The sequence below is a fragment of the Erythrobacter sp. HI0063 genome, from assembly GCF_001635685.1.
In the GTDB taxonomy this organism is placed as follows: Bacteria; Pseudomonadota; Alphaproteobacteria; order Sphingomonadales; family Sphingomonadaceae; genus Qipengyuania.
Genome location: NZ_LWFF01000079.1, coordinates 1 through 24,542 on the forward strand (window position 1 = coordinate 1; position 24,542 = coordinate 24,542).

At 64.4% G+C, this 24,542-nt stretch carries 22 protein-coding genes, 1 tRNA gene and 1 pseudogene; 6 read left to right on the top strand and 18 right to left on the bottom strand.

What is annotated here, in order from left to right:
* Together argJ and A3736_RS03815 are read left to right on the top strand one after the other, a co-directional pair.
* The coding region (gene argJ, locus A3736_RS03810) for a bifunctional glutamate N-acetyltransferase/amino-acid acetyltransferase ArgJ (protein WP_067679408.1) at positions 1-1,183 on the top strand (1,183 nt) is incomplete at its 5' end.
* The gene (locus A3736_RS03815; RefSeq protein ID WP_067679411.1) at positions 1,180-1,983 is read left to right on the top strand and encodes an inositol monophosphatase family protein; all 804 of its coding nucleotides are present in this window, start codon (positions 1,180-1,182) and stop codon (positions 1,981-1,983) included. The genes argJ and A3736_RS03815, both read left to right, overlap by 4 nt.
* Here the strand turns inward: A3736_RS03815 and trxA are convergent.
* From trxA to A3736_RS03860, 9 genes are all read right to left on the bottom strand, one after another.
* Positions 1,980-2,300 (bottom strand): thioredoxin, encoded by a 321-nt coding sequence (trxA, locus tag A3736_RS03820; RefSeq protein WP_067679415.1) that lies wholly within the window; start codon positions 2,298-2,300, stop codon positions 1,980-1,982. The genes A3736_RS03815 and trxA overlap by 4 nt on opposite strands.
* Before the next feature lie 47 nt (positions 2,301-2,347).
* Positions 2,348-5,815 (bottom strand): double-strand break repair helicase AddA, encoded by a 3,468-nt coding sequence (gene addA, locus A3736_RS03825; RefSeq protein ID WP_067679418.1) that lies wholly within the window; start codon positions 5,813-5,815, stop codon positions 2,348-2,350.
* Complete coding sequence (gene addB / locus A3736_RS03830; protein WP_067679421.1) at positions 5,812-8,832, bottom strand: double-strand break repair protein AddB; 3,021 nt, start codon at positions 8,830-8,832, stop codon at positions 5,812-5,814. The genes addA and addB overlap by 4 nt, the downstream gene beginning before the upstream one ends.
* Positions 8,825-9,553, bottom strand: coding sequence for a nucleotidyltransferase family protein (locus A3736_RS03835; RefSeq protein WP_067679425.1), 729 nt, complete (start codon positions 9,551-9,553; stop codon positions 8,825-8,827). Before A3736_RS03835 ends, addB begins: the two co-directional genes overlap by 8 nt.
* Positions 9,550-10,539 (bottom strand): aminoglycoside phosphotransferase family protein, encoded by a 990-nt coding sequence (locus tag A3736_RS03840; protein ID WP_067679428.1) that lies wholly within the window; start codon positions 10,537-10,539, stop codon positions 9,550-9,552. Before A3736_RS03840 ends, A3736_RS03835 begins: the two co-directional genes overlap by 4 nt.
* Positions 10,536-10,973, bottom strand: a complete 438-nt coding sequence (tsaE, locus tag A3736_RS03845) for a tRNA (adenosine(37)-N6)-threonylcarbamoyltransferase complex ATPase subunit type 1 TsaE (protein ID WP_067679431.1) — start codon at positions 10,971-10,973, stop codon at positions 10,536-10,538. The genes A3736_RS03840 and tsaE overlap by 4 nt, the downstream gene beginning before the upstream one ends.
* Positions 10,970-13,312: a PAS-domain containing protein gene (locus A3736_RS03850; protein WP_067679434.1), complete on the bottom strand. Its 2,343-nt coding sequence runs from the start codon at positions 13,310-13,312 to the stop codon at positions 10,970-10,972. Before A3736_RS03850 ends, tsaE begins: the two co-directional genes overlap by 4 nt.
* 77 nt (positions 13,313-13,389) lie before the next feature.
* Positions 13,390-14,805: an adenosylhomocysteinase gene (gene ahcY, locus A3736_RS03855; RefSeq protein WP_067679437.1), complete on the bottom strand. Its 1,416-nt coding sequence runs from the start codon at positions 14,803-14,805 to the stop codon at positions 13,390-13,392.
* A 141-nt stretch (positions 14,806-14,946) separates the two neighbouring features.
* Positions 14,947-15,495: a hypothetical protein gene (locus A3736_RS03860; protein WP_067679440.1), complete on the bottom strand. Its 549-nt coding sequence runs from the start codon at positions 15,493-15,495 to the stop codon at positions 14,947-14,949.
* 153 nt (positions 15,496-15,648) lie between these two features.
* Here A3736_RS03860 and A3736_RS03865 point away from each other — a divergent pair, with 153 nt between their 5' ends.
* Positions 15,649-16,128 (top strand): peroxiredoxin, encoded by a 480-nt coding sequence (locus tag A3736_RS03865; RefSeq protein ID WP_067679443.1) that lies wholly within the window; start codon positions 15,649-15,651, stop codon positions 16,126-16,128.
* Between the two features lie 76 nt (positions 16,129-16,204).
* Here the strand turns inward: A3736_RS03865 and folE are convergent, their stop codons facing one another.
* Genes folE through A3736_RS03880 form a run of 3 tightly spaced genes read right to left on the bottom strand, consistent with a single transcriptional unit; the run spans position 16,205 to position 18,862 of the window.
* Positions 16,205-16,816: a GTP cyclohydrolase I FolE gene (gene folE / locus A3736_RS03870; RefSeq protein WP_067679446.1), complete on the bottom strand. Its 612-nt coding sequence runs from the start codon at positions 16,814-16,816 to the stop codon at positions 16,205-16,207.
* Positions 16,813-18,366, bottom strand: coding sequence for a phospholipase D-like domain-containing protein (locus A3736_RS03875; protein ID WP_233999213.1), 1,554 nt, complete (start codon positions 18,364-18,366; stop codon positions 16,813-16,815). The genes folE and A3736_RS03875 overlap by 4 nt, the downstream gene beginning before the upstream one ends.
* 4 nt (positions 18,367-18,370) lie before the next feature.
* Complete coding sequence (locus tag A3736_RS03880; RefSeq protein WP_067679449.1) at positions 18,371-18,862, bottom strand: hemerythrin domain-containing protein; 492 nt, start codon at positions 18,860-18,862, stop codon at positions 18,371-18,373.
* A 133-nt stretch (positions 18,863-18,995) separates the two neighbouring features.
* On the opposite strand from A3736_RS03880, the gene A3736_RS03885 reads away from it, so the two are divergent.
* Positions 18,996-19,388 carry a metallopeptidase family protein gene (locus A3736_RS03885; RefSeq protein ID WP_067679452.1) on the top strand — a complete coding sequence of 131 codons (393 nt, stop codon included), beginning with the start codon at positions 18,996-18,998 and terminating at the stop codon, positions 19,386-19,388.
* 120 nt (positions 19,389-19,508) lie between these two features.
* On the opposite strand, the gene A3736_RS03890 is transcribed toward A3736_RS03885, so the two are convergent.
* Together A3736_RS03890 and A3736_RS03895 are read right to left on the bottom strand one after the other, a co-directional pair.
* Positions 19,509-19,585: transfer RNA gene (locus tag A3736_RS03890), tRNA-Arg, on the bottom strand.
* Between the two features lie 74 nt (positions 19,586-19,659).
* Positions 19,660-20,037 carry a (deoxy)nucleoside triphosphate pyrophosphohydrolase gene (locus tag A3736_RS03895; protein WP_233999215.1) on the bottom strand — a complete coding sequence of 126 codons (378 nt, stop codon included), beginning with the start codon at positions 20,035-20,037 and terminating at the stop codon, positions 19,660-19,662.
* A gap of 161 nt (positions 20,038-20,198) precedes the next feature.
* Here A3736_RS03895 and A3736_RS03900 point away from each other — a divergent pair, with 161 nt between their 5' ends.
* Together A3736_RS03900 and A3736_RS16585 are read left to right on the top strand one after the other, a co-directional pair.
* Complete coding sequence (locus tag A3736_RS03900; protein WP_067679467.1) at positions 20,199-20,378, top strand: Flp family type IVb pilin; 180 nt, start codon at positions 20,199-20,201, stop codon at positions 20,376-20,378.
* 108 nt (positions 20,379-20,486) lie between these two features.
* Entirely contained in the window at positions 20,487-20,654 is a 168-nt protein-coding gene (locus A3736_RS16585) for a Flp family type IVb pilin (RefSeq protein WP_082851290.1), read from the top strand.
* A gap of 85 nt (positions 20,655-20,739) precedes the next feature.
* Here the strand turns inward: A3736_RS16585 and A3736_RS03905 are convergent, their stop codons facing one another.
* The 4 genes and pseudogenes from A3736_RS03905 to A3736_RS17345 form a co-directional block, all read right to left on the bottom strand.
* A complete protein-coding gene (locus A3736_RS03905) occupies positions 20,740-22,206 on the bottom strand; it encodes a M48 family metalloprotease (RefSeq protein WP_067679458.1) in 1,467 nt (488 codons plus the stop codon).
* Positions 22,207-22,316: 110 nt separating this feature from the next.
* The gene (locus A3736_RS03910) at positions 22,317-23,261 is read right to left on the bottom strand and encodes an acetyl-CoA carboxylase carboxyltransferase subunit alpha (protein WP_067679461.1); all 945 of its coding nucleotides are present in this window, start codon (positions 23,259-23,261) and stop codon (positions 22,317-22,319) included.
* A gap of 10 nt (positions 23,262-23,271) precedes the next feature.
* Positions 23,272-24,150 (bottom strand): tyrosine recombinase, encoded by an 879-nt coding sequence (locus A3736_RS03915; RefSeq protein WP_067679470.1) that lies wholly within the window; start codon positions 24,148-24,150, stop codon positions 23,272-23,274.
* Positions 24,151-24,196: 46 nt separating this feature from the next.
* Positions 24,197-24,542: pseudogene (locus A3736_RS17345) on the bottom strand (hypothetical protein); the annotation flags it as partial.

Below are 24,542 nucleotides of genomic sequence, written 5' to 3' on the forward strand. Positions count from 1 at the left end.
GCCTGCGATCTCCGGCGTAACCCAGCGCGTGGCGCGGGCGCGCTACAAGGACTGGGATCGGGCCGATCTCACGTATGTCGAGCTGGCTGAGGGAACCGCGATCGCGGGCGTCTTCACGCGCAATGTCTGCTGCTCGACCGAGGTCGAGCTGGGCCGCGAGAGCGTGAAGCACGGGCGCGGGCGGGCCATCGTGGTGAATGCGGGCAATTCGAACGCCTTCACCGGCTATCGCGGGCGCGAGGCGGTGGAGCAGGTGTCTCACCAGATCGCGGCGCATCTGGGATGCCCGGCCAGCGAAGTGCTCGTCTCCTCGACCGGAGTGATCGGCGTGCCCCTGCCGAAAGATCGCGCGAAGGCGGGTGTCGAACAGGCGCTGACGGCAAGCCCCTGCAGCTGGCGCGAGGCGGCGGAAACGATCGGCACCACCGACACTTTCACGAAGGGCGCGCACGCCTCCGCCATGCTGGGCGGGACGCGGGTGGAGGTCTGCGGGATCATCAAGGGCAGCGGCATGATCGCGCCGGACATGGCGACGATGCTCGGATACATCTTCACCGACGCGAAGGTGACGCCGGACTTCCTCCAGCAAATGCTCGACCGCGCCAATGCGGCGAGCTTTTCCTGCATCACGGTCGATGGTGATACCTCGACCAGCGATACGGTCCTGCTCGCTGCGACGGGGCTGGCGGATAACCCGCTCATCGCATCGTGGGACGATCCCGGCGCCGACGCGCTTTATGCCGCCATCGCCGATGTCTGCCAACGCCTCGCCCATCTGGTGGTACGCGACGGCGAAGGGGCGCAGAAATTCATCGAGATCGCGGTAACCGGCGCCAAGAGCGACGACAGCGCCCGGCGCGTCGGCCTGTCGATCGCGAATTCGCCGCTGGTGAAGACTGCCATTGCGGGCGAGGATGCCAATTGGGGCCGCGTCGTCATGGCAGTCGGCAAGGCAGGCGAACCGGCAGATCGCGACCGGCTTTCGATCGGGTTCGGCGGCATCTGGACGGCGCGCGACGGGCAACCCGTGGCGGATTACGACGAGGCACCGGTTGCAGAACATCTCAAAGGGCAGGACATTCGCATGGATGTCGATCTCGGCATCGGAGACGGACGCGCCACCGTCTGGACCTGCGACCTGACGCATGGCTACATCGCCATCAACGCGGACTACAGATCATGAGCATGCTGGACCGTGAGATCCTCGCGCTGATGCGCGACGTCACCGAAACGGCGATCCTGCCGCATTTCCGTTCGCTCTCCGCCTCGCAGATCGAGAACAAGGCGGCGGACGATGTCGTCACCGTGGCCGATCGCGAGGCGGAAGAACTGCTCGCTGCCGGGCTGAGCAAGCTCAATCCGGGGATCGGCATCGTCGGCGAAGAGAACGCGCATGCGAATCCCGCCGTCCTCGATCTGCTGTCCGGCCCATCCTGGATCATCGATCCGATCGACGGCACCAATAACTACGCAGGCGGTACCGGACCCTTTGGGATCCTGATCGCGCTGGCCGATGGTGGCCTCGCTCAGAGCGGTTGGATCTACGATTGCCAGTCGGGTCGTTTCTGCGCCGCGCATCGCGGCGACGGCGCCTATGTCGATGGCGAGCGGATCACGGCGCAGACTTCGGGCGAAACGCCTCCCGTGGCCGCCATCTCGACAGTCTTCATGGATCAGGAGCGCCGCGCCGCCGCGATGAAGCATATCGCGCCGCATTACCGCCTGGTCGACATCCCGCGCTGCGCCGCAGAACAATATCCGCGGCTGGCTCTGGGCGAAAACGACGTGTCGATATTCGAACGCACCCTCGCCTGGGATCATGCCGCAGGCGCCCTGTGGCTCAACGAAGCGGGCGGAAGGGTCGCCCGGCCCGACGGATCGCCCTATCGCGTGGACGAACCCGATCGCACCGGGCTGATCGGCGCGGCCAGTCCCGCCCTATGGGACGATCTGGCCGCGCGCTACGCAGTATTCGAAGCTTAAAGCTCGCTTTCGAGCCATTGCTTGAGCTGGCCCTTGGGCGCGGCACCGCGCATATTGGCGGCCGCTTCCCCGTTCTTGAACAGGACGAGGTAAGGGATCGACTGGACACCCATCTTACCCGGCACGTCCGGGTTTTCCATGATGTCCATCTTGGCGATCGTTACCTGCTCTTTCATCTCGTCGCTGAGCTCTTCCAGTGCCGGTGCAATCATCTTGCACGGCCCACACCAATCGGCCCAGAAATCGACAAGGACGGGCTTGTCGGATTCCAGAACGTCGGACTGGAAACTGCTATCGGTTACGGCGACGGTGGCCATGACTATTCTCCTGTATCTGTCGCGCCCTATCTGGGGCGCTTCTGCACCTACTCAACGGGTGGCAGGGCAAAGCTTTCCTGCGGATCGGCAAATCGGGTTTTGTACGCGGCCAACGTGGCGGGCGGCAATTCGATCAGCTGCGGGGTCTGCGTATAGAGCAATGCGGCACGCACTGCCTGTCCCGGATAGATCGCCTCGAGCGCGGCGACATAGGCTGCCATCTGCCGTAAAGTGTGATCCGGCACATCCTCCAGCGCGGTCGGCGGACGCCGCGCGGTCTTGAAATCGATGACCGTCACCGCGTCTTCGGTGACGAGCAATCTGTCGGCGATCCCCGTGACGACCCGTCCTTCGACGAGAGCGGCCAGCGGCACTTCGGCCAGCGCATCGGGGCCGAAAACGGCGGCGAAGTCGGGCCTTTCGATAACCGCGAGCGCATTGTCGAGCATCTCCGAACGATCCGCTTCGGCGAGATCGGGCGCCTGCTTGGCCAGCCAATCCGTCGCTCTTTCACGGCGTTCTTCGGGCGCGACGGCGGGCAGGCGTTCGAGCAGTGCGTGGATCAGGACGCCGCGCCGTGCCGCGCCAGCCGCATGATCGGGCGGCAGAGGCGGATCGCTCCCCTCCTGCTCACCCAAGCCCGAAGGCGCGAGCGGCCGTGGCGGCCGCGGCTCTTCGGGTGCGGGACGCTTCGCCCAATCGGGCAGGTCCGGTTGGCTCTCGCCCGCTTTGCCGGTGTCGGTCAGGGGCACGGGCGGCGCAGGCTCGCTCCGTTCCCATCGCGCGCCCCAGATATCGTCCTCCAGCGCCTCGTCGGGAAAGACCGGCTTCAGCCGCGCATACCAGCTATCCTCGTGCGGGCCGTTCTTCGCATGGCGGGGCCCAAGCGATCCGCCGATGAACAGCGCTTCTTCCGCCCGCGTCATCGCGACGTAGAGCAGCCGCCAGTGTTCCTCTCCATCGGCGCGCGCCGCTTCGGCTTCGGCCAGAGCGACCGGGCCGACCCGCTGATCCTTGCTCAATCCCGGCAGCGGCACGGCCCTTCCCGCCCCGCCCCCGATCGGTTGCTCGACAAGTTCCAGATCGCCCGGCGCATCGGGGCCTATGGCCGCATCGGCCAGAATCACGATGGGCGCCTGAAGCCCTTTCGAGCCGTGCACCGTCATCACCCGCACCTGATCGCCACCCTCGCCCGCCTCGCGCTTCAGCTCTCCCTCGGCCGCGTCGAACCAGCGGATGAAGCCTTGCAGGCTGGCGGTGTGCGCGGAAGCATAGGCATTGGCGGCGTTGAGCAATTCGTCGATCGGATCGTTCGCCTCGCGCCCCAGACGCGCGACCAGCTTGCGCCGCCCGTCCATCGGGCCGACCAGCATCCAGTGCAGCAATTGCTGCGGGCTGTCGTAATCCGCGCGCCGGAGAATTTCGCGCAAGGCGTCCACGGTACCAGCAACGAAGCCATGCTCGCTCTTGCGCAAATGCTCCCACAAACGCCGGTCCTTCGCCCGATAACCGTGCTCGAGCAGATCCTCCTGGCTCCAGCCGATCAACGGCGACACCAACAGGCTCGCCAGCGTCAGATCGTCCAGCGGCTGGGCAGCAAAGCGCAGTGTCGCCATCAGATCCTTCACCGCCAGCGGATTGCCGAGCCGCAGCCGGTCCACACCCGCCACCGGCACACCATGACGATAAAGCCTCGCGACGATCAGCGAGGCAAGCTCGCGCCGCTTCCTTACCAGCACCATGACGTCGCCCGGGCTCGCATTGCGCGCCTCGCCCTTGGCGAGCGGGAAGCCTTGGTCCATCCAGCGGCGCACCTGTCGCGCGATATTGTCCGCCATCAGGCGGTCGTGGCGCGCAAGCCAGCCTTCGGCTTCCTCTCCCTCCTCGCCATCGGTCCCGGCGGTGACGGTGTTCCACAAAGTCACCAGACCCGGGCCTTCGTTGCCGACATGCTGGCCGTCGGCCCGGTCGAGCCCCAGTCCGGAATGGCCGATCGCTTCGAGCGCATCGTCCACGAAGGACAGCACCGGCGCGCTGGTCCGATAGGAGCGTTCGAGATCGTAGCCCTTGAGCCGCCGCATCTCCGGCGCGCCGCGCATTTCGCGGGCCGCATCGGCCGAAGCGTCCATCTTCCGCGCGAAGAAATCGCGGGCCTGCCGGAAATTGCGCGGGCTGGTCCCCTGGAAGCCGAAGATCGCCTGTTTGTAATCGCCGACCGTGAAAATGGTCCGCACCGCATCGCCGCGCGCGCCCAGCCCGTCGAAGAAATCGTCGGTCAGAGCCTTCACGATGCTCCACTGGGCTTCGTTGGTGTCCTGCGCCTCGTCCACCAGGATGTGGTCGAAACTGCGGTCGAGCTTGTAGCGGATCCAGTCCGCCATCGCGCTGTTGGACAAAAGCTGCGCGGCGCGGGCGATGAGATCGTCGAAATCAACCAATCCCTCGCGCGCCTTCGCCTCTTCCCAGCGCAAAGCGAAGGCCCGTCCCGCTTCGAGTTGCGGGGCGAGAAATTCCGCCAAATCGATCAGCGCGCGCCGTTCGTTCACCTGCCCTACCGCCTCGGCGACGATTTCCTGATGCTGGACGAAGGATGGATCGCTCTTTTCCGCGCCCGCCATCTTGCGAGGCGTCCCATCCTTTTTCAGAAGCGTGTCGAAGAACCCGTCCAGCGTTTCCAGCCGCGCCTGCTCGTCACTGCGCAGCCATGCCTCGGCGAAATCGGCGGCATTCTGGCCCGTCGCTGCTTTCCATTCGCGGGTGGCAGCGGCGCAGGCGCGCATCGCCTGAACCGGGAAATCGGCGTCCGAACACGCCTGTTCCACCCAGGTCTCATCGGCGTCCGCCGGGATCCCGAGCAGGCGGTGGACGCGCGGTTTCATCGGCGGCTGCCACCCGTCGGGACCGGTCCAAAGATGCTGGTGCCCGGCACAACGCATCAGCCAGCCGCGCACCGCATCGGGGCCCTTGCGGCGGCTCATCTCGGCAATCGCCGCATCGATAGCGGGATCGCCTTCCGACAGCATCGCGGCCAGAACCTCGCGGCTCAACAGGTCGCGCTCGCGATCTTCCATCGGGCGCGAACCGGGGAGGATTTCCGCTTCGGTCGGAAAGGCGGCAAGCAGATATTGAGCGAAGGCGTGGATCGTATCGATCCGCAGGCCACCGCCCGGACAATCGAGCACTCGCGCGAACAGCGAACGGGCGCGCGAGCGTGTTTCGGGATCGGTGGGCGCGCCGAGATTGCTTAGTTCGCGCGCCAGCCTCCCATCATCGAGCCGCACCCAGCGCGCCAGAACCTCGTTGACGCGCACGGCCATCTCCGCCGCGCCCGCCTTCGTGAACGTGAGGCACAGGATCTGCGAAGGATCGCCCTTTGGCTCCAGCAACAGGCGCAGCACGCGCGCGGACAGGACCTGCGTCTTGCCCGTGCCTGCGCTGGCGGACAGCCAGACACTTTCCTTCGGATCGACCGCATCGCGCTGCGCCCCTTGAAGGGGGTAGACCTTGCCGCTCATGCCAGGCCCTCCTCTTCATCCATGCGCGGCAACCACTCGTCGAGGCGCATCAATTGGTCGTACGTGTCGTAGGCGGGATAATCCGGATTTTCGCGCGCGGTGAAGGGCGCATCGCCGGTAATGTATCTGGTGATACCCTTCAGCAGGAAACCGGAGGTGAGCGGCAGCAAGTCTTCCGGCTCGATTCCCGTCCGCTTGGGCGGGATTTTCAGCGGCGTTTCGACATAGCCGAAGCCATAGGGATTGGCCTCGCTCTTCGATTTGCCCAGCGACCAGTATTCATACGCGCCCGGCTCTCCGCGCGCTTTCTCGAAACCGTCGCGCTCCGCGATCAGGCCCAAAATGCCGAGCTGAAGCGCGAAACCATCCGCGACCATCGTGGCGCTCGGCGGCTTGCCGGTCTTGTAATCGACGATGGCGAGTGTGCCGTCGGGAAGGCGATCGATCCTGTCCGCCCGTCCGTGGACGCGGATGCCTTCGACCTCCATCGCCCCCTTCTCCTCGACTCGCAGCACTTCGCGATCGGTGGCGGCTCGCACTTCACCGGCGATCCATTCGAGCGCGGCGAGCAGGCGCGGTTGCCACAGGCCGCGCGTCAGCGGATCGGCGTTCTCTTCGTCCAGCACCGCCGCCATGATAGGCGCAATATCGGGATCGGCGCCGCCTGCCCGCTGCTCGTGCCAGCGCTGGAGGATGGTGTGGGCGACATTGCCCTGCCAGGCGGGCGTGGGATCGGCGTCCAACGCGTCGAGATCCTTCAGCCCCATGATCTGCGCGGCGTAGAATTGGTACGGATCGCCCAACAGGCGATCGAGAGCCGTGGCGGAGATCGCCACCTTGCGCTGCTCTGCCGCGGGCTTCGGGCGCGGCCTTGGGTAGATTGCGGCACGCGGAGCGCGGGCGATGGCGCGGGCAAGCTCGACAGCGCGGGTTTCCTCGTGCCGGGGCAGCAGATCGCCCAGCAGCGCCTGAACGCGCAGCAGGAAGCGCGAAGGAATGGCCGGGCCGCTCTCGTCGCGCTCCGCCCGGCTCAGCACGACTTCGGGCGCGCCCAGCGCTCCGGCGAGATCGTGCGCGGCGAGGCCGATCCGGTAATCCGATCCAGGCACGCCCAGCGCCCGCAGGACCGGTGGCGCAAGCAGCGCATCCGTGGTCCCCCTTGCGGGCCAGACCCCTTCGTTCAGCCCGGCACAGATGACGAGATCGGCGCGGTTCATGCGCGATTCGAGCAGGCCCAGGACCTGGACGCGCGCATGGCCGCCATAGGGCGGGCGCACCGCGATCTGTTCCATCGCATCGCGCAGCGCGACTTCCACGTCGCGCGGGGCGAGTGCGAAGGCGGCCTCCCCGGAATTGAGACGCAATTCCTCGACGAAACGCGCCAGCGCCCGTCCGTCTTCGCGCGCCCACAATTTCTCGCCGCACAGGGCTTCGCCCGCTGCGGCCAGCACATCGAGGCAGTCGGCCAGCGGGACGGCCTCGCGATCGGCCATATCGAGAAGGGGTGCCAGCGTATCGCTTACCGTTCGCCACCATTCGGCCATGGGCGATCCCGGCTCGGCATGCTTCGCTACAATTCGCTCGACCGGCTCCAGCCCCCCGGCTTTGCGCGGTCCGCGCAGGGACCGCTCGATCCGCCGCAATTGCGACAGCCAGATGCCGCGCTCCATCCCGCCATCGACCAGCGGATGGCCGAGCAGCGCCATCAAAGGAACCGGCGCAGCGCGCTCCGCCATGACTTCGGCGAGCAGCAGCATGAGCCGCCCGGCAGCCGTCTGCGACAAGGGACGACCGGCGGAATCGTCAGCAAGGATGTCCCATCGGGCCAGATGATGCACCACGCGCCGCGCCAGCCCGCGATCGGGCGTGACCACGGCGATCCGCTTGCGCGGAGTCTCCAAAGCCTCGCGCACCAGCAGGGCGATAGCCTGCGCTTCCTCTTCGGGATTGGCGCTGCGCATGATCCTGACGCCTGCCAGGCGGCGCTTGTCAGTCGGCAGATCGACCCACGCTTTGCTCGCTTCGGGCGGGAGAAACAGCGATCCGATCGCGTGGCTGCGTTCCGGCGGCGCGGCGGCGAGTCCCTTGCGATGCCAGGGCCGCACCTCCTCACGCGCGACGCCCATGCGGTTGAGCAGCAGTTTGAGGTGATATTGCGGATGCGTCACCGCATCGTCGCGCGCGAACGGGGTCTCCCCCGGACCGGGCGCGGCTCCGGCGCGGCCTAACTCGTCCCACACTTCGTCGGCCAGCGTCAGGTCGAAATCGGGCAGGATCACGGCGCCCTGCGGCAGTTCACTGACCGTTTTCAGCAGCCGCGCCAGAGCCGGTGCCGGGCTCGTGACGCCTGCGGCAACGATGGGCATTTCCGGCGGATGTTTCGCAAACCGCGCGGCGGCATGGTCGAACAGGCGATTGCGCCGCGCCGCCGCATCGAGCGCGCCGCTTTCCTGAAGAAACGCCCGCCATTTGACCTGGACGGTAGCGAAGAGGTGCAGGCTCTTCTGCCAATGCGCGGACAGGTCGGGCACGATGTCGACCACGCTATCGTCGAGCAGATCCGCAGGGTCGACATCCTCGACCAGCAACCGGTCCATCGTCGCTCCGGTCTCGCGCGCCAGCCGCAACAAAGTCGCTCCGCCGGGCGCGTCGTCTCCCATCGTATCGGCGATCAATCGCGCCAGAGCGAACAGGCGCCGCTGCGGGTCGATCGCTGACGGAATTGCGCTCGCCCCCAAGGGATCGAGCAGCGGCCCCAGCGCCTCGTCGAGATCGAGATCGCCGACCACGACCATGCGTGGCATCAGCAAGCCTACGGGCCCGTCCGCTTCTCCGGCATGGCGGATGAACGCCTCGCTGACAGTGCGAACCGCGCGCGAACTGGGGAGCAGCAGGGTCAGCCGTGCAAGCCCCAGCCCCTCCTCGGAATAGCGCGGGACCAGTCCCGCAACCAGCGCATCCGCGAAACCGCGATGGGCGGCGATGGAGTAGATTTCGGGCGCGCGGCGATCAGCCACGCCCGAGCGCCTCCTCGCACACGGCGATATGTTCGGGCCGCCCGACCTCGATCCACTGGCCGCTGAAGGCGAGACCGTAGAGCCGCCCTTCCGCGATGGCGCGATCCCAGAGAATGTTGGTCGAGAATTTACCCTCCGGAGCCTCGCGCAGGAGGCGATGCGAGACGAGCTGAATTCCGGTATAAATGAAGGGCGCAATGCGGCCGGGCAGCTTGCGCTTCAATTGTCCGCGCGCATCCATGTAGAAATCGCCCGTCCCGTCGAAATTGGTGGCGCGCGAGTGCGGCACCAGCAGCAAAAGGGCGTCCATCCGTTCGGAATCCCAGTGCCGCGACAGGTCGCGAAAGGCGTTAAGCGGGCCATCCAGCCAGATACTGTCCGCATTGCAGGCGAAGAACGGGTCGGGCAGCATCCCTTCGTCCCGCGCCTTCACCATCCCGCCACCCGTTTCGAGTAGCTGATTGCGTTCGTCGGAAAATTCTATCGCGGGGCAGGTCCGGTTGCGAATATGCGCTTCCAGCGTATCGGCGAGGTAGTGCACGTTGACGACCGCCTTCGCGACGCCCGCATCTTCCAGCCGGTCCAGCGCGTGATCGATCAAGGGTTTTCCCGCGACGCGCACCATCGGCTTGGGCTGGCTGGCGGTCAGCGGACGCATCCGCTTGCCGAGCCCTGCGGCCATCAACATCGCGGTATCGGTCACGAGTGCGGCCTCGTTCATGCGATTTCGCCCCCGTTCGCATCGCGCAGATCCTGCGGGATATTGGCCGCGAACCATTCCGCCACCGGAGCCAGCGCTTCATGCTCCAGATCGCGCTCCATCGCCTTCCACACACGCGGGATCATGCGCAGATAGCGCGGCTTGGCATCGCGCTTGTAGAGCCGCGTAAAAATGCCGACGATCTTGGCGTTCCGCTGCGCGCCGAGGCGGGCGTAATCGGCCTCGAAATGTTCGCCAGGATCGCAGGCGGACCGATATCGAGCCAGCATCTCCTGTTCGAGGATTTCCGGCACGTCGCGCCGGGCATCCTGCAAAAGGCTGACGAGATCGTAGGCAGGGTGACCCACCAGGGCGTCCTGAAAGTCGATGAGCCCCTGTTCCCCGTGCGGCTTGCCCGGTTCGAGCAGCATGACATTCTCGGCGTGGTAATCGCGCAGCACGGTCACGCCGGGCTGTTGCCGCTCGATAAGGGGAGCGAGCGCCTTATCCCAGGCCGTTCGCCAGCCCGCTTCGTCCACATCGAGCCCGACCGCCGGGCAATACCACTCGACGAACAGGGCCGCTTCGCGCTGATAGACCGCCATATCGTATGGATCGAAGGGCCCGGCGGGGAGCGATTGAAGCTTCACCAGGGCATCGATCGCCCGCGCATAGACGGCGCTTTCGTCCTGGGGGTGATCGTCGATCCACTCCTTCATCCGCTGATCGCCGAAATCTTCGAGCAGGACCAGGCCTTCTTCGGGCCGTGCCCCGAGAATCTCCGGTCCGCGCATACCGTTTTCATTCAGCCAGCGCGCCACATGCAGGAAGGGACCAGTATCTTCCTCGGGCGGTGGAGCGTGCATCAGCATGGCGCTGCGATCCCCCATGCGAAGCCGGAAATACCGGCGGAAAGAGGCGTCGCCGACGAGCGGGACGATCTCCGCCCCGTCCCATCGCGTATCGCCGAGAAAACTGTCGAGACCTTCGGGTAGTGCTGCGTTCATGGCATCCGGCCATGCCAAGCCGAACCGCCTTCGACAATGGCACGGCGCCCTTCCCCACCGTTTTCGAGTTCGACCGAGAGGCAGGCGGGCTCGTGCGCGAAGCCGCCTGCCCGATCGGGCCATTCGGCGAGCAGTGCGGCTCCCTCACGGTAATCCTCCAGACCGATCTCTTCCAGCTCCGACGGATCATCGAGTCGGTAGAAATCCGCGTGGACGATCGGAGGGTCGGTCCGCGCGTAAGTCTCGATGATGGTGAAGGTGGGGGACGGAACTTCGCCCGCATGCCCCGCTGCCGCCAGGATGGCGCGCGACAGGGTCGTCTTGCCCGCACCCAGATCGCCCGACAGCGCGACCACGTCCCCCGGCTGAAGCTTCGCCGCGATCCGGCGGCCGAGCGCAGCGACGGCGTTGAGATCGGGAAGCGTCAAAATCACGGCAAGACAATCGTAGCGGTGGTTCCCGCCCCACGACGGCTCTGCAATTCGAGCGTCCCGCCATGCGATTCGATCAATTGCCTGGCGAGCGGGATTCCAAGCCCCTGGCGGCGCTCGATCCCGCGGCCGTCCGATGTCGGGCGAATGCCGTCGAGAGCGCGCGCTATCTCATGATGCGTCATTCCCGGTCCGCTATCGCTGATTGCGATCCGCGTGCCGTCCTTCTTCTGGCGGATTTCCACCATGATCCGGCCGCCGCGCGGCGTCGCCCGAATGGCGTTGTCGAGCAGGTGAGCGATTGCGCGGCGCAATTGCTGCGGATCGGCCGTGACCGACTTGTCCGGATCGCTGCGCAGATCGAGCGTGAGCCCGCCCTCCACGATCGCATTTTCGCGCTTGCGCACGATTTCGGTCACGAAAGGCAAAAGCGGGATCGGACGTTTGGACAACGGCATCAGGCCCGCTTCGCTCTGGGACAGGTCGAGGACGTTTTCGACCTGTTCGGTCAGCTTGCCGACCGACTGGGCAATCGCTTCGGCATATTCCTGGGCCTGCGGACCGAGTTCGTCCGCGACGCCGCTGGTCAGAAGTTCGGCGAAACCTCCGATCGAAGTCAGGGGCGTGCGGAATTCGTAGCTCATATTGGCAAGGAAACGTGTGGTCACCGCGTCGGCCTCTTCCAGCGCGCGATTACGTTCGCGCAGCGCTTCTTCGGCCTGGCGGGATGCGGTGACATCGAGCACGGTGATAAGGCCATTGCCATCGGGGAGCGGAACGCTCGCGAAATCGAGCGTGCGTCCATCGGCGAGCTTCACTGCACCGCGCTGCTTGCGCCGGTCGAGCGTAGCGGCGCGGATGACGTGATTAATCGCCGCGACTTCCTTGGGATCGGCAAGCTTCTTCGCGATCGCGGCAAGCAGGTCCTCGGCCTGCGGATGCCCGTCCAGGGCCTCCTCTTCCAGGCCCCAGGCGCCCGCGAAGCTGCGGTTCCACAATTCGAGGTGCCCATCGGGCGCGAACACGGCGAGCGCTTCGAACAGATTGTCGAAGGTGGCAGTGCGCGTGCGCAGCAAGGTGTCGCGAGTGGCGGAAAGCGCGAGCTGTTCGGTCCGATCCTCCGCGATCAGGACGAGGCCGCCATCGGGCATGGGCTGAGCGAGAATGCGCAGATGAGTCGAATCAGGAAGCGGCCAGTTTTCCTCATGCGTTTCGTCGGACAGGAACCATCCCGCCAGCTCCTTGCGCCAGGCGGGAAAATCGCGGACCTCGGGTATGCGTCCGTTCTCGCGCGCCACCATCAGCACCTGCTCGAAGCCAGTCCGGTCGTTCACGATACCAGGCGGCAGGCTGAATACGCGGTGGAATGGCTGATTCGCGAAGGTCATCCGCCGGTTCGAATCGAACTGCGCGACGCCGATGGACAGCTGGTCGAGGATGGAGCGCTGGGCTTCGCGGAAAGCACGAAATTCGCGCGCCTGTTCCTCCATCTCCTCGATATCGACGGCGTATCCGGCGACCCCGTCACCGATCAGCGGCAGATCGGTCACGCGCAGGGACCGGCGCTCGCCATTGATGGTCGCGGTCACAACACGTTCGATCGCCTTGCGCCTCTCGCCAGCCTGCTGGGCGATCTGGCCCGCGCTGACGCCGTCGACCTGTTCGACAAGCTCGATCTGTTCTTCGACGACCGTGTCCGGACTATCGGATCCCACTGCGGCTACATAGGCGCGGTTGACGAGGCGCAGCCTCATGTCGGCCCCGCGAAACCACATCGGCATCGGCGCCGCTTCGATCAGACCGACCAGAGCCCCGAAATCCTCGCGCGCGCTCTCGGCCTGTTCGCGCAGCCTGGACAATTCCTCTTCGCTGTCGCTGAAGTCGAAGACCCAAATCAACGCCGCTCCAGCCGGAGAAACGCTTGGATCCGCGAGCGTACCCCGCAAGGTCAGAGCCTTGCGCGAATCGGGCGGGACAAGGGTCATGGCGAAGGGCGCCGCGCTTTTCTGGGTGCGGCGGACATGTGCCGTCAGCGTTTCGAGCTGCGCATCGTCCAGCCCGCCATCGGCCTGCCCGCTCAGCTCGCTCAGATATTCGGGCATCCGGTCGAGGCCGAGCCACCCCGCCAGACGGTCCGGCGCTTCGATCCGCCCATCCGCGCGCACCAGCAAGGGGACGGCAGGCGATTCCTCGATCATGCGCGACAGCCGCCGGAGCGAACGGCGTGTCAGGTCAGTTCCCTTGGTTCGCGCGCTTGCCTTCAGCATGAACCAGCCTGCCATCGCCGTCCACGCGGCGAGCAGCAGGCCGATCATGACCAAAAGAGCGGGCGATTCCGTCATCACCGATCAGCTATGCCGCCAGCTCCGGTGATGCAATGGGGCCGCGCACGACACGGCCCCATTCCATAAGCGCCCGATCAATAGCGATAATGTTCCGGCTTGAACGGCCCTTCGACCGGCACGCCGATATAGTCCGCCTGCTTCTTGCTGAGCTGCGTCAGTTTCACGCCCAGCTTGTCGAGGTGAAGCGCGGCGACCTTCTCGTCGAGATGCTTGGGAAGGACATAGACGTCGTTCTCGTAGCTGCCCGCGTTCTTCCACAATTCGATCTGGGCCAGCACCTGATTGGTAAAGGAACAGCTCATCACGAAGCTGGGATGTCCGGTGGCGCAGGCGAGATTGACGAGACGGCCCTTGGCGAGAACGATGATCTCCTTGCCGTCGGGAAATTTGACCAGGTCGGTACCCGGCTTCAGCTCGTTCCACTCGTAATTGTCGAGCGCGCCGATCTGGATCTCGCTGTCGAAGTGGCCGATATTGGCAACGATGCTCATCGGCTTCATCGCCTTCATATGTTCGGCGGTAATGACGTCCTCGTTTCCGGTCGTGGTCACGAAGATATCGGCGCGGGTCACCGCGTCTTCCATCGTGACGACTTCGAAGCCTTCCATCGCCGCCTGAAGCGCGCAGATCGGATCGATTTCGGTCACGAGCACGCGCGCGCCGCCATTGCGGAGCGACTGGGCCGAACCCTTGCCGACATCGCCATAGCCTGCGACGCAGGCGACCTTGCCGGACAGCATCACGTCGGTCGCGCGGCGGATCGCGTCGACCAGCGATTCGCGGCAACCATAGAGGTTGTCGAACTTCGACTTGGTCACGCTGTCGTTGACGTTGATCGCCGGGAAGGGAAGCTTGCCCTGCTTGGCGAGGTGATAGAGGCGGTGGACGCCGGTGGTGGTCTCTTCCGAAACGCCCTTGATCGCCTTGACGCTGGCGGTGAGATAGCCGGGCTTGCGCTTCAAAAATTCCTTAAGCGCGCGCTGCATCTCGATCTCTTCGGCGTTCTGCGGTTCGGGCATGGTCTCGCCCGCTTCGATCCGCGCGCCCCACAGGGCGAACATCGTGGCATCGCCGCCATCGTCGAGGATGAGATTGGCGGTCAGATCCTGATCCGCCTCGCTCGACCAGTCGAAGATCCGCCCGACATAATCCCAGTAATCGGCCAGGCTTTCGCCCTTTACCGCGAAAACGGGAATGTCCTGCGCCGCGATGGCGGCGGCGGCGTGATCCTGGGTCGAGAAAATGTTGCATGTCGCCCAACGCACTTCGGCACCGAGCGCCACTAGAGTCTCGATCAGCACTGCGGTCTGGATGGTCATATGAAGCGAACCGACGATGCGCGCGCCCTTCAGCGGCTGCGCTTCGCCGTATTCCTCGCGCGTGGCCATCAGGCCCGGCATTTCGGTCTCGGCGATATTGATCTCGGCACGGCCGTAATCGGCGAGCGAAATGTCCTTGATGACGTAATCGTTGAATTGGGCCACGGGCATCCTCGAAATAGGGAGTTCGGAAGAAAGCGCCGCAACGAAATACGATAGAGGAAGCGGCGCCATGAAACGGCCCCGCTCCTAACCGCTTAAATCGGCCAGTACAACTTCCCCGCCCAGAATGCCCTGATCAGAATTCCCGGATCAGCGGCGCGAGGCCTGTCGTGGGTGTTGAACGGAAGCATAGACGGGATTTGTCGCCAGCAATTCGTCAGCCGCAAAGGACAGGCGGATCGGATCGCCATCGTCGGCCAGCTGGCGGGCGATGCTGCCAAGCTCGTGACAGCTCAGCCAGGGATGGCCCTCACCATACTCGTTGGCCATCGAAACGTCGCTGCGGTCCATCTCGCGGACCGCACCCAGTTCGCCGTACATATAGGCGAGTTCGGCTTTCAGGATCGAATTGGCGCGGTTGAGCGTGGCGAGATGCGTGTTTGCAAAGGCGTCGTAATCTGCCTGGAAGTCGCTTGCTCCGGTTCTGCAACGCAGCGAAGTCACCATCAGCATGATATCGAGTTTACGAATGTTTCCCGCATTCGCTCCGATTTCGTCGATCTCGTTCGAAACGCTGTCATAGGAATCGGTGTCGCTATATTCGGCCTGCGCGGCGGTCGGCACGATCAGGCAGGCCAGAGCTGCGGCTCCGGCACGGATGGCGGCGGTTTTGAGTCGGATGGCTTTCGACGCGGTCATAATTGTCTCCCCTGTCCGGCCGTTTGTCGCGCTCCGCGATTTCTCGGTGAATAAAGGTATTGGTAAACCGCCTTTAACGGCTGGAGCCTTGCAAGACCGGGGCGCGCGCCTAAGTGCCGCAGGCAAGGATCACCAAACAGGAGTAAACCAAACATGACGATTTCCGTAGGCGACAAGCTGCCCGACGTTACGCTGGTCAAGCCGACCGAGAATGGGCCCGAAAAAATTCAGTCGGGCGAATTCTTCGCCGGACGCAAGGTTGCCCTGTTTTCCGTACCCGGCGCGTTCACGCCGACCTGCTCGGCACGCCATCTCCCCGGCTATGTCGAAAAGGCCGACGATCTGAAGGCCAAGGGTGTCGACGAAATCGCCTGCACCGCCGTAAATGACGCCTTCGTGCTGGGCGCGTGGCAGGGCGCGAACGATGCGGCGAGCGTCACCATGCTCGCCGATGGCAACGCCGATTTCGCGCAGGCGATCGGTCTCACCATGGACGGCAGCGGCTTCGGCATGGGCCAGCGCGGCCAGCGTTATTCGATGATCGTCGAGGACGGTGTAGTGAAGGAACTCAACGTCGAACAGCCGGGCGATTTCTCGGTTTCGAGCGCGGAGCACATGCTCGGCCAGCTCTGAGCATACCCGTCGACCAAAACGTCGACCGAAACGAAAGGGGCGCCGCAAGTTCGTAGCGGCGCCCTTTTTCGTTGTTTCAGCCGTACCCCATCAGCTTCATGACTTCTTCGCGGCTGCGATGATCGTCGAGGAAAGTGCCCATCATCCGGCTGGTCACCATGCCGACGCCGGGCGTGCGCACGCCGCGCGCGGTCATGCAGGCATGGCTCGCCTCGATAACGACCGCCACGCCCTGCGGCTGAAGGTTCTCCCAGATGCAGTCGGCGACCTCGGCGGTCAGGCGCTCCTGCACCTGTAGCCGACGCGCGAACCCGTGGAGGACGCGAGCAAGCTTCGAGATGCCGACCACGCGATCGGTCGGCAGATAGGCGATCGCCGCCTTGCCGATGATCGGTGCCATGTGGTGTTCGCAGTGGGACTGAAACGGAATGTCCTTCAGCAGCACGATCTCGTTATAACCGCCGACTTCTTCGAACACGCGATCGAGATGGATGGCGGGATCCTCAGCATACCCCTGGCAATATTCCTTCCAGGCGCGCGCGACGCGGGCCGGGGTTTCCAGCAACCCCTCACGCGTGGGATCGTCGCCCGTCCATTCGATCAGCGTCCGGATGGCATCCTGGACCTCCTCGGGCACGGGCGGTTTGCCGCGCGGATCGTCTTCGTCGGGACCGACCAGACTGCTCATTTTCCCCTGGTCCTTTTCACTTTCGAGCGGATGCGCTCAAGTCGGCTTCCTTTGCGGAACAGACCGCCCTTTGCAAAGGGTTCGAACAGATCGTCGGGATCGTCCGGATCGAGCAGGCCGCTTTCGGCAAGCCCTTCTTCCACGCCGTTCAAGTCCGGCGGGTGATAGCGCTGCAAGGTTCGCCCACCCGGCTCCTGCTCGTGATCGATCAATGCCGCCATCGATCCGTGACGCGCGTGCAGCTCGCCGATCTCCGCCTCGTCCAGCCCGGTATGTTCGGCAAGCAGCGAATGACGCAGAGCCGCGATCGCATCGGCCGCATGCTCGTTCCCCGGACGCTTGGAATCGACGAAGACGTCGCATTCGCTGTCGAGGCCCATCGACCGGTTGTTGAGGTTCGCCGAACCGATGCGAAAGATTTCATCGTCCACAATCATGATCTTGGCGTGGACGTAAATCGGCGTTTCGCCGCTGAACGGAGTCCAGATGGAAAAGCGCCCCTTGTGGTCCACCTGCTCGATACAGCGCACCAATTCGGCGCGTGCATGATCCATCGCCTGCTGTTCCAGCCAGCCATCGGCATGTTCGGGATGGACGATCAGGATTTCGGGCGGATCGTCTTCCTCCATGCGCTTCAGAATCGCTTCCCCGACGGTGCGTGAGGCGAAGTACTGGCTTTCGGCATAGATAAAGCGCTGCGCGCGCTCGATATGCTGGACGAACAGGGCTTCGATCTCGCGGATCGCCTTCCAGTCGCGATGCTTCGATCGTGTCCGGGCGATCCCCACTTCGACATTCTCGAACGTCGCGTCGAGGCCTTCTGGCCAGAGGCTTTTTTCGGGTGCGCGGATCGGCATCAGAGGTTTGCCGCCTGCTTTGATCCAGCGGTCGCGGCCCAGATCGCTGAGCGCTTCGGCCACTTCGCCTTCCATCATCATCGAGGCATCGTGCCAGGGATCGTAGCGACGCCCGTTCGGCGTCTTGCGGCGCTTGTCGTTTTCCTCGTGATCGCGCGTGTCCCAGCGCTGTCCCGTCATGTCGATACCACCGCATACCGCCAGCGAACTGTCGAGTACGGCGATCTTCTGGTGATGGCTTGATCCGACCGGATGCGCGCTGTCGAACTTGAAATCGATCCGGCGATGCCCGATCCAGCGCACCAGATCGATCCACATCGATCCACGATAGGTGAACTTGAAGACGCCGAAGCTCCATTTCAGGATGCGCACTTCGAGAGTGGGGCGGTGGCGGATCATCCAGGCGATGAAACTGCCGAGCCTGGCGGGATATTTCTTCTTCCAGGCGCGCTGCCACCAAAATCGCCCTTCGGCGAGGTGGATGCGCGTATCGAAATCCCAACCGATCAGGAAGATGCGGAACCGCGCGGCAAGCATCGCAGCCTGCATGATGGCGAAATAATCCGCCGCATCGACGATGACTCGCGCGCGCCGGGCACGGACAAAACGCCAGACCCCCGGCTCGACGCTGTCGTCGATACCGGGGATCGTGGGTTCGGCCTTGGTCGCTTTGTCCGCGTCGTCCCCCGCCACGAATTTATTCCTTGGCGTCTTCCTTCTTCTCGGGCGTCACCTCGGCCTCGGCCTTTTCCTCTTCCTTGCGACGGTCGAAGACCTGCTGCATGTGTTCGCGATCGTCCTCGTCAAGATATTTGGCGAAGTCGGGGAAGTGGTCTTCCTCTTCCTCGTTGATGTGATGGCGATACTGGTGGTCGAAATCCTTGAATTTCTGCAACCAGGCGCTGCTGCTCATATCCGTCGCGGCCAGATCGTTGAGCGCTTCCTCGATCTCGTGATGCTCGGCGACCGAGTGGCGGGTTTCGCCGGTGGTGGGGGGCTTGCGCAGCATGGTCGAATAGAGCGCCTGCTCTTCCGCCGCTGCGTGCGATTTCAGCTCGCGGGTCAGTTCGGTGAACAGGCTTTCGCGCGTGTCGCTGTCGCCGCTGGTTTCGAGCAGCTTGTCGAGCAGTTCGCGATGGCGATCGTGATCGCGTTCGAGCGTGGCGAAAATTTCGTCGTTCTGGGCCATTATCGGGCTTCCTCTTTCGGGATGGCTTGTGTCGCAAGTCAAACAGGCGAACCCGCACGATGTTCCGGTGGGATAAAACCTCGCCTCGTCAGGCGAGCTTGCGGAGCGACTACGCGCGCCACATATCTGCCTGATGGACCGCACCGAACACCCCAGCGAAGAGACGATGCAGCGTATCGCCGAGAGCGTTCTCGCCAATCTGCCCGCCCCCTTTCGCGAACAGCTTGGCCGGGTGGTGATGCGGGTCACCGATTTCGCGACGCCCGAACAGCTCGCCTCGGTCGACATGGACGAGAAATGGCATCTGTCCGGCCTCTACGAAGGGCGGCCACTGCCCGACAAATCGATCTGGGAGAGCGGGGGCATGCCGCCCCGCATCTGGCTGTTCCGTCAGCCATTGATCGCGGAGATGGAAGAGACCGGCGTGGGTCTGGAAGAGCTGGTCCGCCATGTGGTGATCCACGAAGCGGGCCATCATTTCGGCTTCAGCGACGACGACATGCACAGGCTGGAGGACGAAGCCTAGAAGTACGGGCTTGAGCGTTCCGGTCCGAGACCGTTCGGCCCGACATCCGCCACCATCGCTACCGCCCAAACGAACAGCGCACCGGAACCTTTCGGCACCGATGCGCTGTCTTAAACCTGTTGGCGCGCCCGGAAGGATTCGAACCTCCGACCACCTGATTCGTAGTCAGGTACTCTATCCAGCTGAGCTACGGGCGCGCTGGAGCGGCGTCACATAGCAGGGCTTTCGCGCATGGCAACCGTAAACCGGTGCTTTTTTGCAGGAAGCCGAACTAGCACAGCTCCGCACCGTCCGGCGCGGCGCCGAGAAGAGCGCTGGCCTTCGCAAACAGAGCAATATCGAGCGGTGGCTTGTCGAGGCGAGCGATCTCGTCAGGGAGCATCCAGTCGATCGCCCCTCCTTCGAGCGCTTGTGGCGTTCCGCTCCATCGGGTCACGCGATACAGCAGGAGAGTGATGGGCTTCCCGGTGGAAATCGGGCCGTCGGATGCGAAGACGAGCGGTTCGAGGTTATCGGGCTCGATGCCGACTCCCAGTTCTTCGGCCAGTTCACGCGCCAGCGCCGCTTCGGGCACCTCGCCCTCCTCGACCTTGCCGCCCGGAAATTCCCACTGGCCGCCATGGGCTTTTCCGCTTGGACGGCGATGCATCAGCCAGCGCCCTCCCCTGTCGACGAGAAGGCCAGCGACCACGCAGAGCCATGTCGGATTTCTTTCCAACGAAGCGGGCCCTTTCAACATTTTCTTAAATCTCTCGCTCTTAGGTGCGCCGGGTCGACCGCGCGTGGCGACAAGCGATGGGATGCCTGCCGATGCAAAACGCGAAGCCCAACTTCCTGAATGACCAAACGGGAGCCACGGCCGTCGAATACGGCATGATCCTGGCGATGATTTTCCTCGCGATGATCGGGGCGGTGCAGGCCTTCGGCATCAATGCGGTCGAGATGTGGACCACCATGGCCACGACGATTGTCGAGGCGAGCGGTCATTAAAGGGCTTCTTAGGAAAATATCAACCTACGACGCCGATAACGAAGAAACCTGCTCCCGGTTTGCGACGGGACGGGTCGGGTTACCGAAGACCAAACCAGGAGACGACCAATGAAGTTCATCAAGAAGTTCCGCAAGGACGAAGAAGGCGCTACCGCCATCGAATACGGCCTGATTGCCGCTCTCATCGCGGTTGCGGCGATCACCGCGATGTCGAGCCTGGGCGACCAGCTTTCGACCACGTTCAACGACGTGACCACGGCGATGAGCGGCTCGTAAGCCCTTCGGAACCGAAGATTAGAAAAAGGCGGCGGGAGCAATCCCGCCGCCTTTCTCGTATGTGCGTGCGATTTAGGTCGAACCCTCAGCTACCGCGCACCACCAACTTCACCTTCTGGCCCGCCCGCAGCTGCGCATTGCTGTCGAGCGAGTTCAGCACGCGGAAGCGCGCTTCCTGACCGTTGGTGTACGCCATGCGGCGCGACAGCGACTGGACCGTATCGCCACTGCGCACGGTCACGACTTCGAGGCGACGCGGCACGACATTGGCGGCTTCGCTCGCCGTGACGCGGCGCATCGAATTGAACATCGGGGTGAAGGTGCCCATCCGGCCCGCCGGCGCGATCGCCTGGAAATGATAGGCTCGATCGGGCGCGAATTCATAGGCGAAGACCGCCACATCGACCTGGCCGTTGCCGCTATTGACGCGCGCCGTTCCGTAAGCGGCCGGAATGCCGTTGATCGTGGTGCGCTGGATCGCCTGCGGTGCCAGCCGCTGCTGATTGCCGCCGAGCTTTGCGAACACGTTGCGGACATAGCTATCGAGATTGCCGCCATACTGGGCGAGCGAAAGCTGAGCCTGACCGCCCTGCCCCTGAATGCTCACCGCAGATGTGCCGTTGATCATGTAAAAGCCCTGCGGCGCGGTGAAGGACAGGCGCAATTCCGGATGGATGAACTGTCGCCCTTCGATCACGCCCTGCGCGGGATCGTCGCCGTATAGCAGGCCGTCGATCCGGGTCAGGAACGTGTCGGTATTGGTCACGCCGGTCATGCCCTGCGTCAGGCTGGCGGCTTCGCGGACGCGGCTTGCGGGATCGGGGTGAGTCGATGCCCATTCCGGAAGGCGTGCATCGCCGCGGCCCTGCAATTGCGCATCGAGCGAATTTTGCGCCGCGAGGCTGGCAAGAACTGTCGACATGGCGTTGGGATCGTAACCGGCACCTTGCAGATACCGGATGCCGAGCCGGTCGGCCTCGGTTTCCTGGCTGCGCGAGAATTTGAGGGTCAGCAGCTGCGAACCTTGCATAGCAACCTGGCCGAGCTGCTGGCCGATGCCGCCACCGACGACCGAGCCGACAACCGCACCAAGCACACCAAGTATGGAGTTGCGCTGCGCATTGGCCTGGCGCCGCTGCGAGTGGCGGGCGGCGACGTGGCCGACTTCGTGGCCCAGCACGGCGGCCAGTTCCGCTTCGTTATCCATTAGCGCGACGAGCTGGCGCGTGGTGTAGACGTACCCGCCGGGGATCGCGAAAGCGTTGTTCACCGGGCTGTTGAGCATCGAAATGGTGAACGAATCGCGCGCATTGCCGAGGCCCGACTGGACCGCGATGTTCTTGCCCACTTGTTCGACATATTGCGCCTGCGCCCCCGTCATCGCGCCGCCGAATTCCTGCAACAGCTGCGGGTGCGCCTCGGCGCCCATTTGCGCTTCGCTCTGCGTGATCGGTGCCGATGCGCTCGGAATATTTCCGGTCGTCGCGCAGCCGCCAAGGGCGAGCGCGAGCGTGGCGGTGGTCGAAACGGCCAGGGCCTTGATAGTCTTCATGGGATCTCCCCGCAAAAATTCGTCCACGGCACATTGCCGCGGCACTTATCTATGGAAGGAGAAATCTGAACGGGCTGGCTTGTTCCCGTTGCGAAATCGTAAGCTTATCGTCAGCTTGCCATGGTCAGGAAGCGATCCTCACGCATCTTGCGCAGGTCTTCCGGCGACTTGGCCCCGAGCATGTCGAGTTCCTCGCCGATCGCCTGGCCAAGCGTTTCGGCGGCCTTGCGGACATCGCGATGCGCGCCGCCCAGAGGTTCGGGTACGATCCGATCAATTACGTTGAGCTGCGCCAATTGCTGCGCCGTCACGCGCATCGCTTCGGCGGCATCGGGAGCCTTTTCGGCGGTGCGCCACAGGATGGAGGCGCAGCCTTCCGGGGAGATCACCGAATAGACCGCATGCTCCAGCATCAGGACGCGCTCCGCACTCGCCAGAGCCACTGCGCCGCCGGAGCCGCCCTCGCCCACGATCGTCGCCACCATGGGAACAGGTAGAGCAAGGCATGCTTCGGTCGCGCGCGCGATCGCTTCGGCCTGGCCGCGCTCTTCCGCCTCGACGCCGGGAAAGGCGCCGGAGGTGTCGACCAGCGTCACGACCGGGAGCCCGAAACGACCGGCCAGATCCATCAGGCGGATCGCCTTGCGATAACCTTCGGGCTTGCCCATGCCGAAATTGTGCTTGATGCGGCTGGTCGTGTCGTGACCCTTTTCGTGCCCGATCAGGACGATGCGCCGTCCGTTCAACATGGCGAACCCGCCCAGAATGGCCTGATCGTCCCCATAGGAACGATCGCCGCCCAAGGGCACGAATTCATCGAAGGTGTGCTCGATATAGTCGCGGAAATGCGGACGCATCGGGTGGCGCGCGACCTGCGTCTTCTGCCACGGCGTCAGCGAGCCGTAGATTTCCGCCAGCATGTCGGCGCTCTTGCCTTCGAGCTTCTTCAGTTCAGAGGCGATATCGACACCGTCGCCCTGCGCGGCTTCCCTAAGGTCCGCGAGACGGGTTTCGAGTTGCGCGACGGGCTTTTCGAATTCGAGGTAGGAGATCATCGCAGGCGCGTTACTCGCCCCCTCGCGCGCGTGCAAGCGGCGCCCGCCCGCTTCCCTGCCCAAGCGGGTGGCGCATATTGACCAGCTTCACCAGCCGCGCGGCATCGACATGGGTATAGATTTGCGTGGTCGCGATATCTGCATGGCCCAGCATCGTCTGCAAGACGCGCAGATCCGCCCCTCCCTCCAGCAGATGCGTTGCAAAGGCGTGGCGGAGTACGTGCGGGCTGATTGCATCGGGCGAAATGTCGGCGCGCACGGCAAGCTCCTTGAGAAGCTGGAACAGCCGCACCCGGCTCAGATGCTTGCCGCCGCGCGAAGGGAAGAGGTGGCGCGTCCCTGTCGCGCGCACGTCCAGCCAGCGCGCCATTGCCAGCTTCGCCCGGCCGCTGACGGGGACCATGCGCGCCTGCCCGCCCTTTCCGGTAACGGTCAGGAACGGAGCATCGCGCGGCACCGCCGCGAGGGGCAGCGCCACCAGTTCGGTCGCGCGCAGGCCCGAACCGTAGAGCAGTTCGAGCAGCAGGAGCAGGCGGATAGCTTGGGGCGTGTTGGCCTCCGCCTCCAGCTCTGCCCGTGCGAACAGCGCTTCGATCTGAGCGTGCGACAGGATTTTCGGCAAAGGGCGGCGGCTCGCAGGTTTCGGCAGCGCTGCGCTCGGATCGTCGGCCCGCACGCCTTCCTCGATCAGGAAGCCATAGAACTGGCGCAGCGCCGATGCCTTGCGCGCAATGCTCGCCGGAGCGAGGTCGGACCAGACCGAGGCGAGCTTCGTGAGATCGTCCTTCCCCGCCTCGTCCAGCGGGCCGATCGAAGCGCGTGCCTGCTCCAGATCGCGGCGATAGGCAGCCAGCGTGTTCGCCGCCGCGCCGCGCTCTGCGGCCAGCATGGCGAGGAAATCTTCGACCGAATCCTGCGCCAACGCCCCGGCCGCGTCAGGCCCGCGCGACCGCTTCGGCAGCGATCATGCGGGCTTCGGCATTCATGCCGACGGCATCGAGCGCGCGCACGATATGGTAGAGATGACGCGGCGTCATCCGTTCCCACCCGCTACCCTGCATGCCGAGCCCGGCAAGAACGGCCACGAGACCGGGATTGCCGACCTGCGCCGCGCGCGAGATCATCTGCGACCAGCGGGTTTCGCGTTCCAGACCCAGCGCAAACTCCTCGCTGTAATCCGCAGTATCGCCCGCATCGATCCGGCCCAGCCCGGCGAGCCCGGCCACCAGCAGGCGCGATTTCGCCTGCCGTGTGCTGCCGTCTCCATCGAAGAAGTCGGAC

Bases quoted from the DNA above. Each gene is read 5' to 3' on its own strand.
- A3736_RS03885 (WP_067679452.1), top strand. From the start codon at position 18,996: ATGGACCGCACCGAACACCCCAGCGAAGAGACGATGCAGCGTATCGCC.
- A3736_RS03815 (WP_067679411.1), top strand. From the start codon at position 1,180: ATGAGCATGCTGGACCGTGAGATCCTCGCGCTGATGCGCGACGTCACC.
- A3736_RS03905 (WP_067679458.1), bottom strand. From the start codon at position 22,206: ATGAAGACTATCAAGGCCCTGGCCGTTTCGACCACCGCCACGCTCGCG.
- trxA (WP_067679415.1), bottom strand. From the start codon at position 2,300: ATGGCCACCGTCGCCGTAACCGATAGCAGTTTCCAGTCCGACGTTCTG.
- A3736_RS03860 (WP_067679440.1), bottom strand. From the start codon at position 15,495: ATGACCGCGTCGAAAGCCATCCGACTCAAAACCGCCGCCATCCGTGCC.
- A3736_RS03840 (WP_067679428.1), bottom strand. From the start codon at position 10,539: ATGAACGCAGCACTACCCGAAGGTCTCGACAGTTTTCTCGGCGATACG.
- folE (WP_067679446.1), bottom strand. From the start codon at position 16,816: ATGAGCAGTCTGGTCGGTCCCGACGAAGACGATCCGCGCGGCAAACCG.
- A3736_RS03865 (WP_067679443.1), top strand. From the start codon at position 15,649: ATGACGATTTCCGTAGGCGACAAGCTGCCCGACGTTACGCTGGTCAAG.
- A3736_RS16585 (WP_082851290.1), top strand. From the start codon at position 20,487: ATGAAGTTCATCAAGAAGTTCCGCAAGGACGAAGAAGGCGCTACCGCC.
- A3736_RS03850 (WP_067679434.1), bottom strand. From the start codon at position 13,312: ATGACGGAATCGCCCGCTCTTTTGGTCATGATCGGCCTGCTGCTCGCC.
- A3736_RS03910 (WP_067679461.1), bottom strand. From the start codon at position 23,261: ATGATCTCCTACCTCGAATTCGAAAAGCCCGTCGCGCAACTCGAAACC.
- addA (WP_067679418.1), bottom strand. From the start codon at position 5,815: ATGAGCGGCAAGGTCTACCCCCTTCAAGGGGCGCAGCGCGATGCGGTC.
- ahcY (WP_067679437.1), bottom strand. From the start codon at position 14,805: ATGCCCGTGGCCCAATTCAACGATTACGTCATCAAGGACATTTCGCTC.
- A3736_RS03900 (WP_067679467.1), top strand. From the start codon at position 20,199: ATGCAAAACGCGAAGCCCAACTTCCTGAATGACCAAACGGGAGCCACG.
- A3736_RS03835 (WP_067679425.1), bottom strand. From the start codon at position 9,553: ATGAACGAGGCCGCACTCGTGACCGATACCGCGATGTTGATGGCCGCA.
- A3736_RS03880 (WP_067679449.1), bottom strand. From the start codon at position 18,862: ATGGCCCAGAACGACGAAATTTTCGCCACGCTCGAACGCGATCACGAT.
- A3736_RS03895 (WP_233999215.1), bottom strand. From the start codon at position 20,037: ATGCATCGCCGTCCAAGCGGAAAAGCCCATGGCGGCCAGTGGGAATTT.
- A3736_RS03915 (WP_067679470.1), bottom strand. From the start codon at position 24,150: ATGCTGGCCGCAGAGCGCGGCGCGGCGGCGAACACGCTGGCTGCCTAT.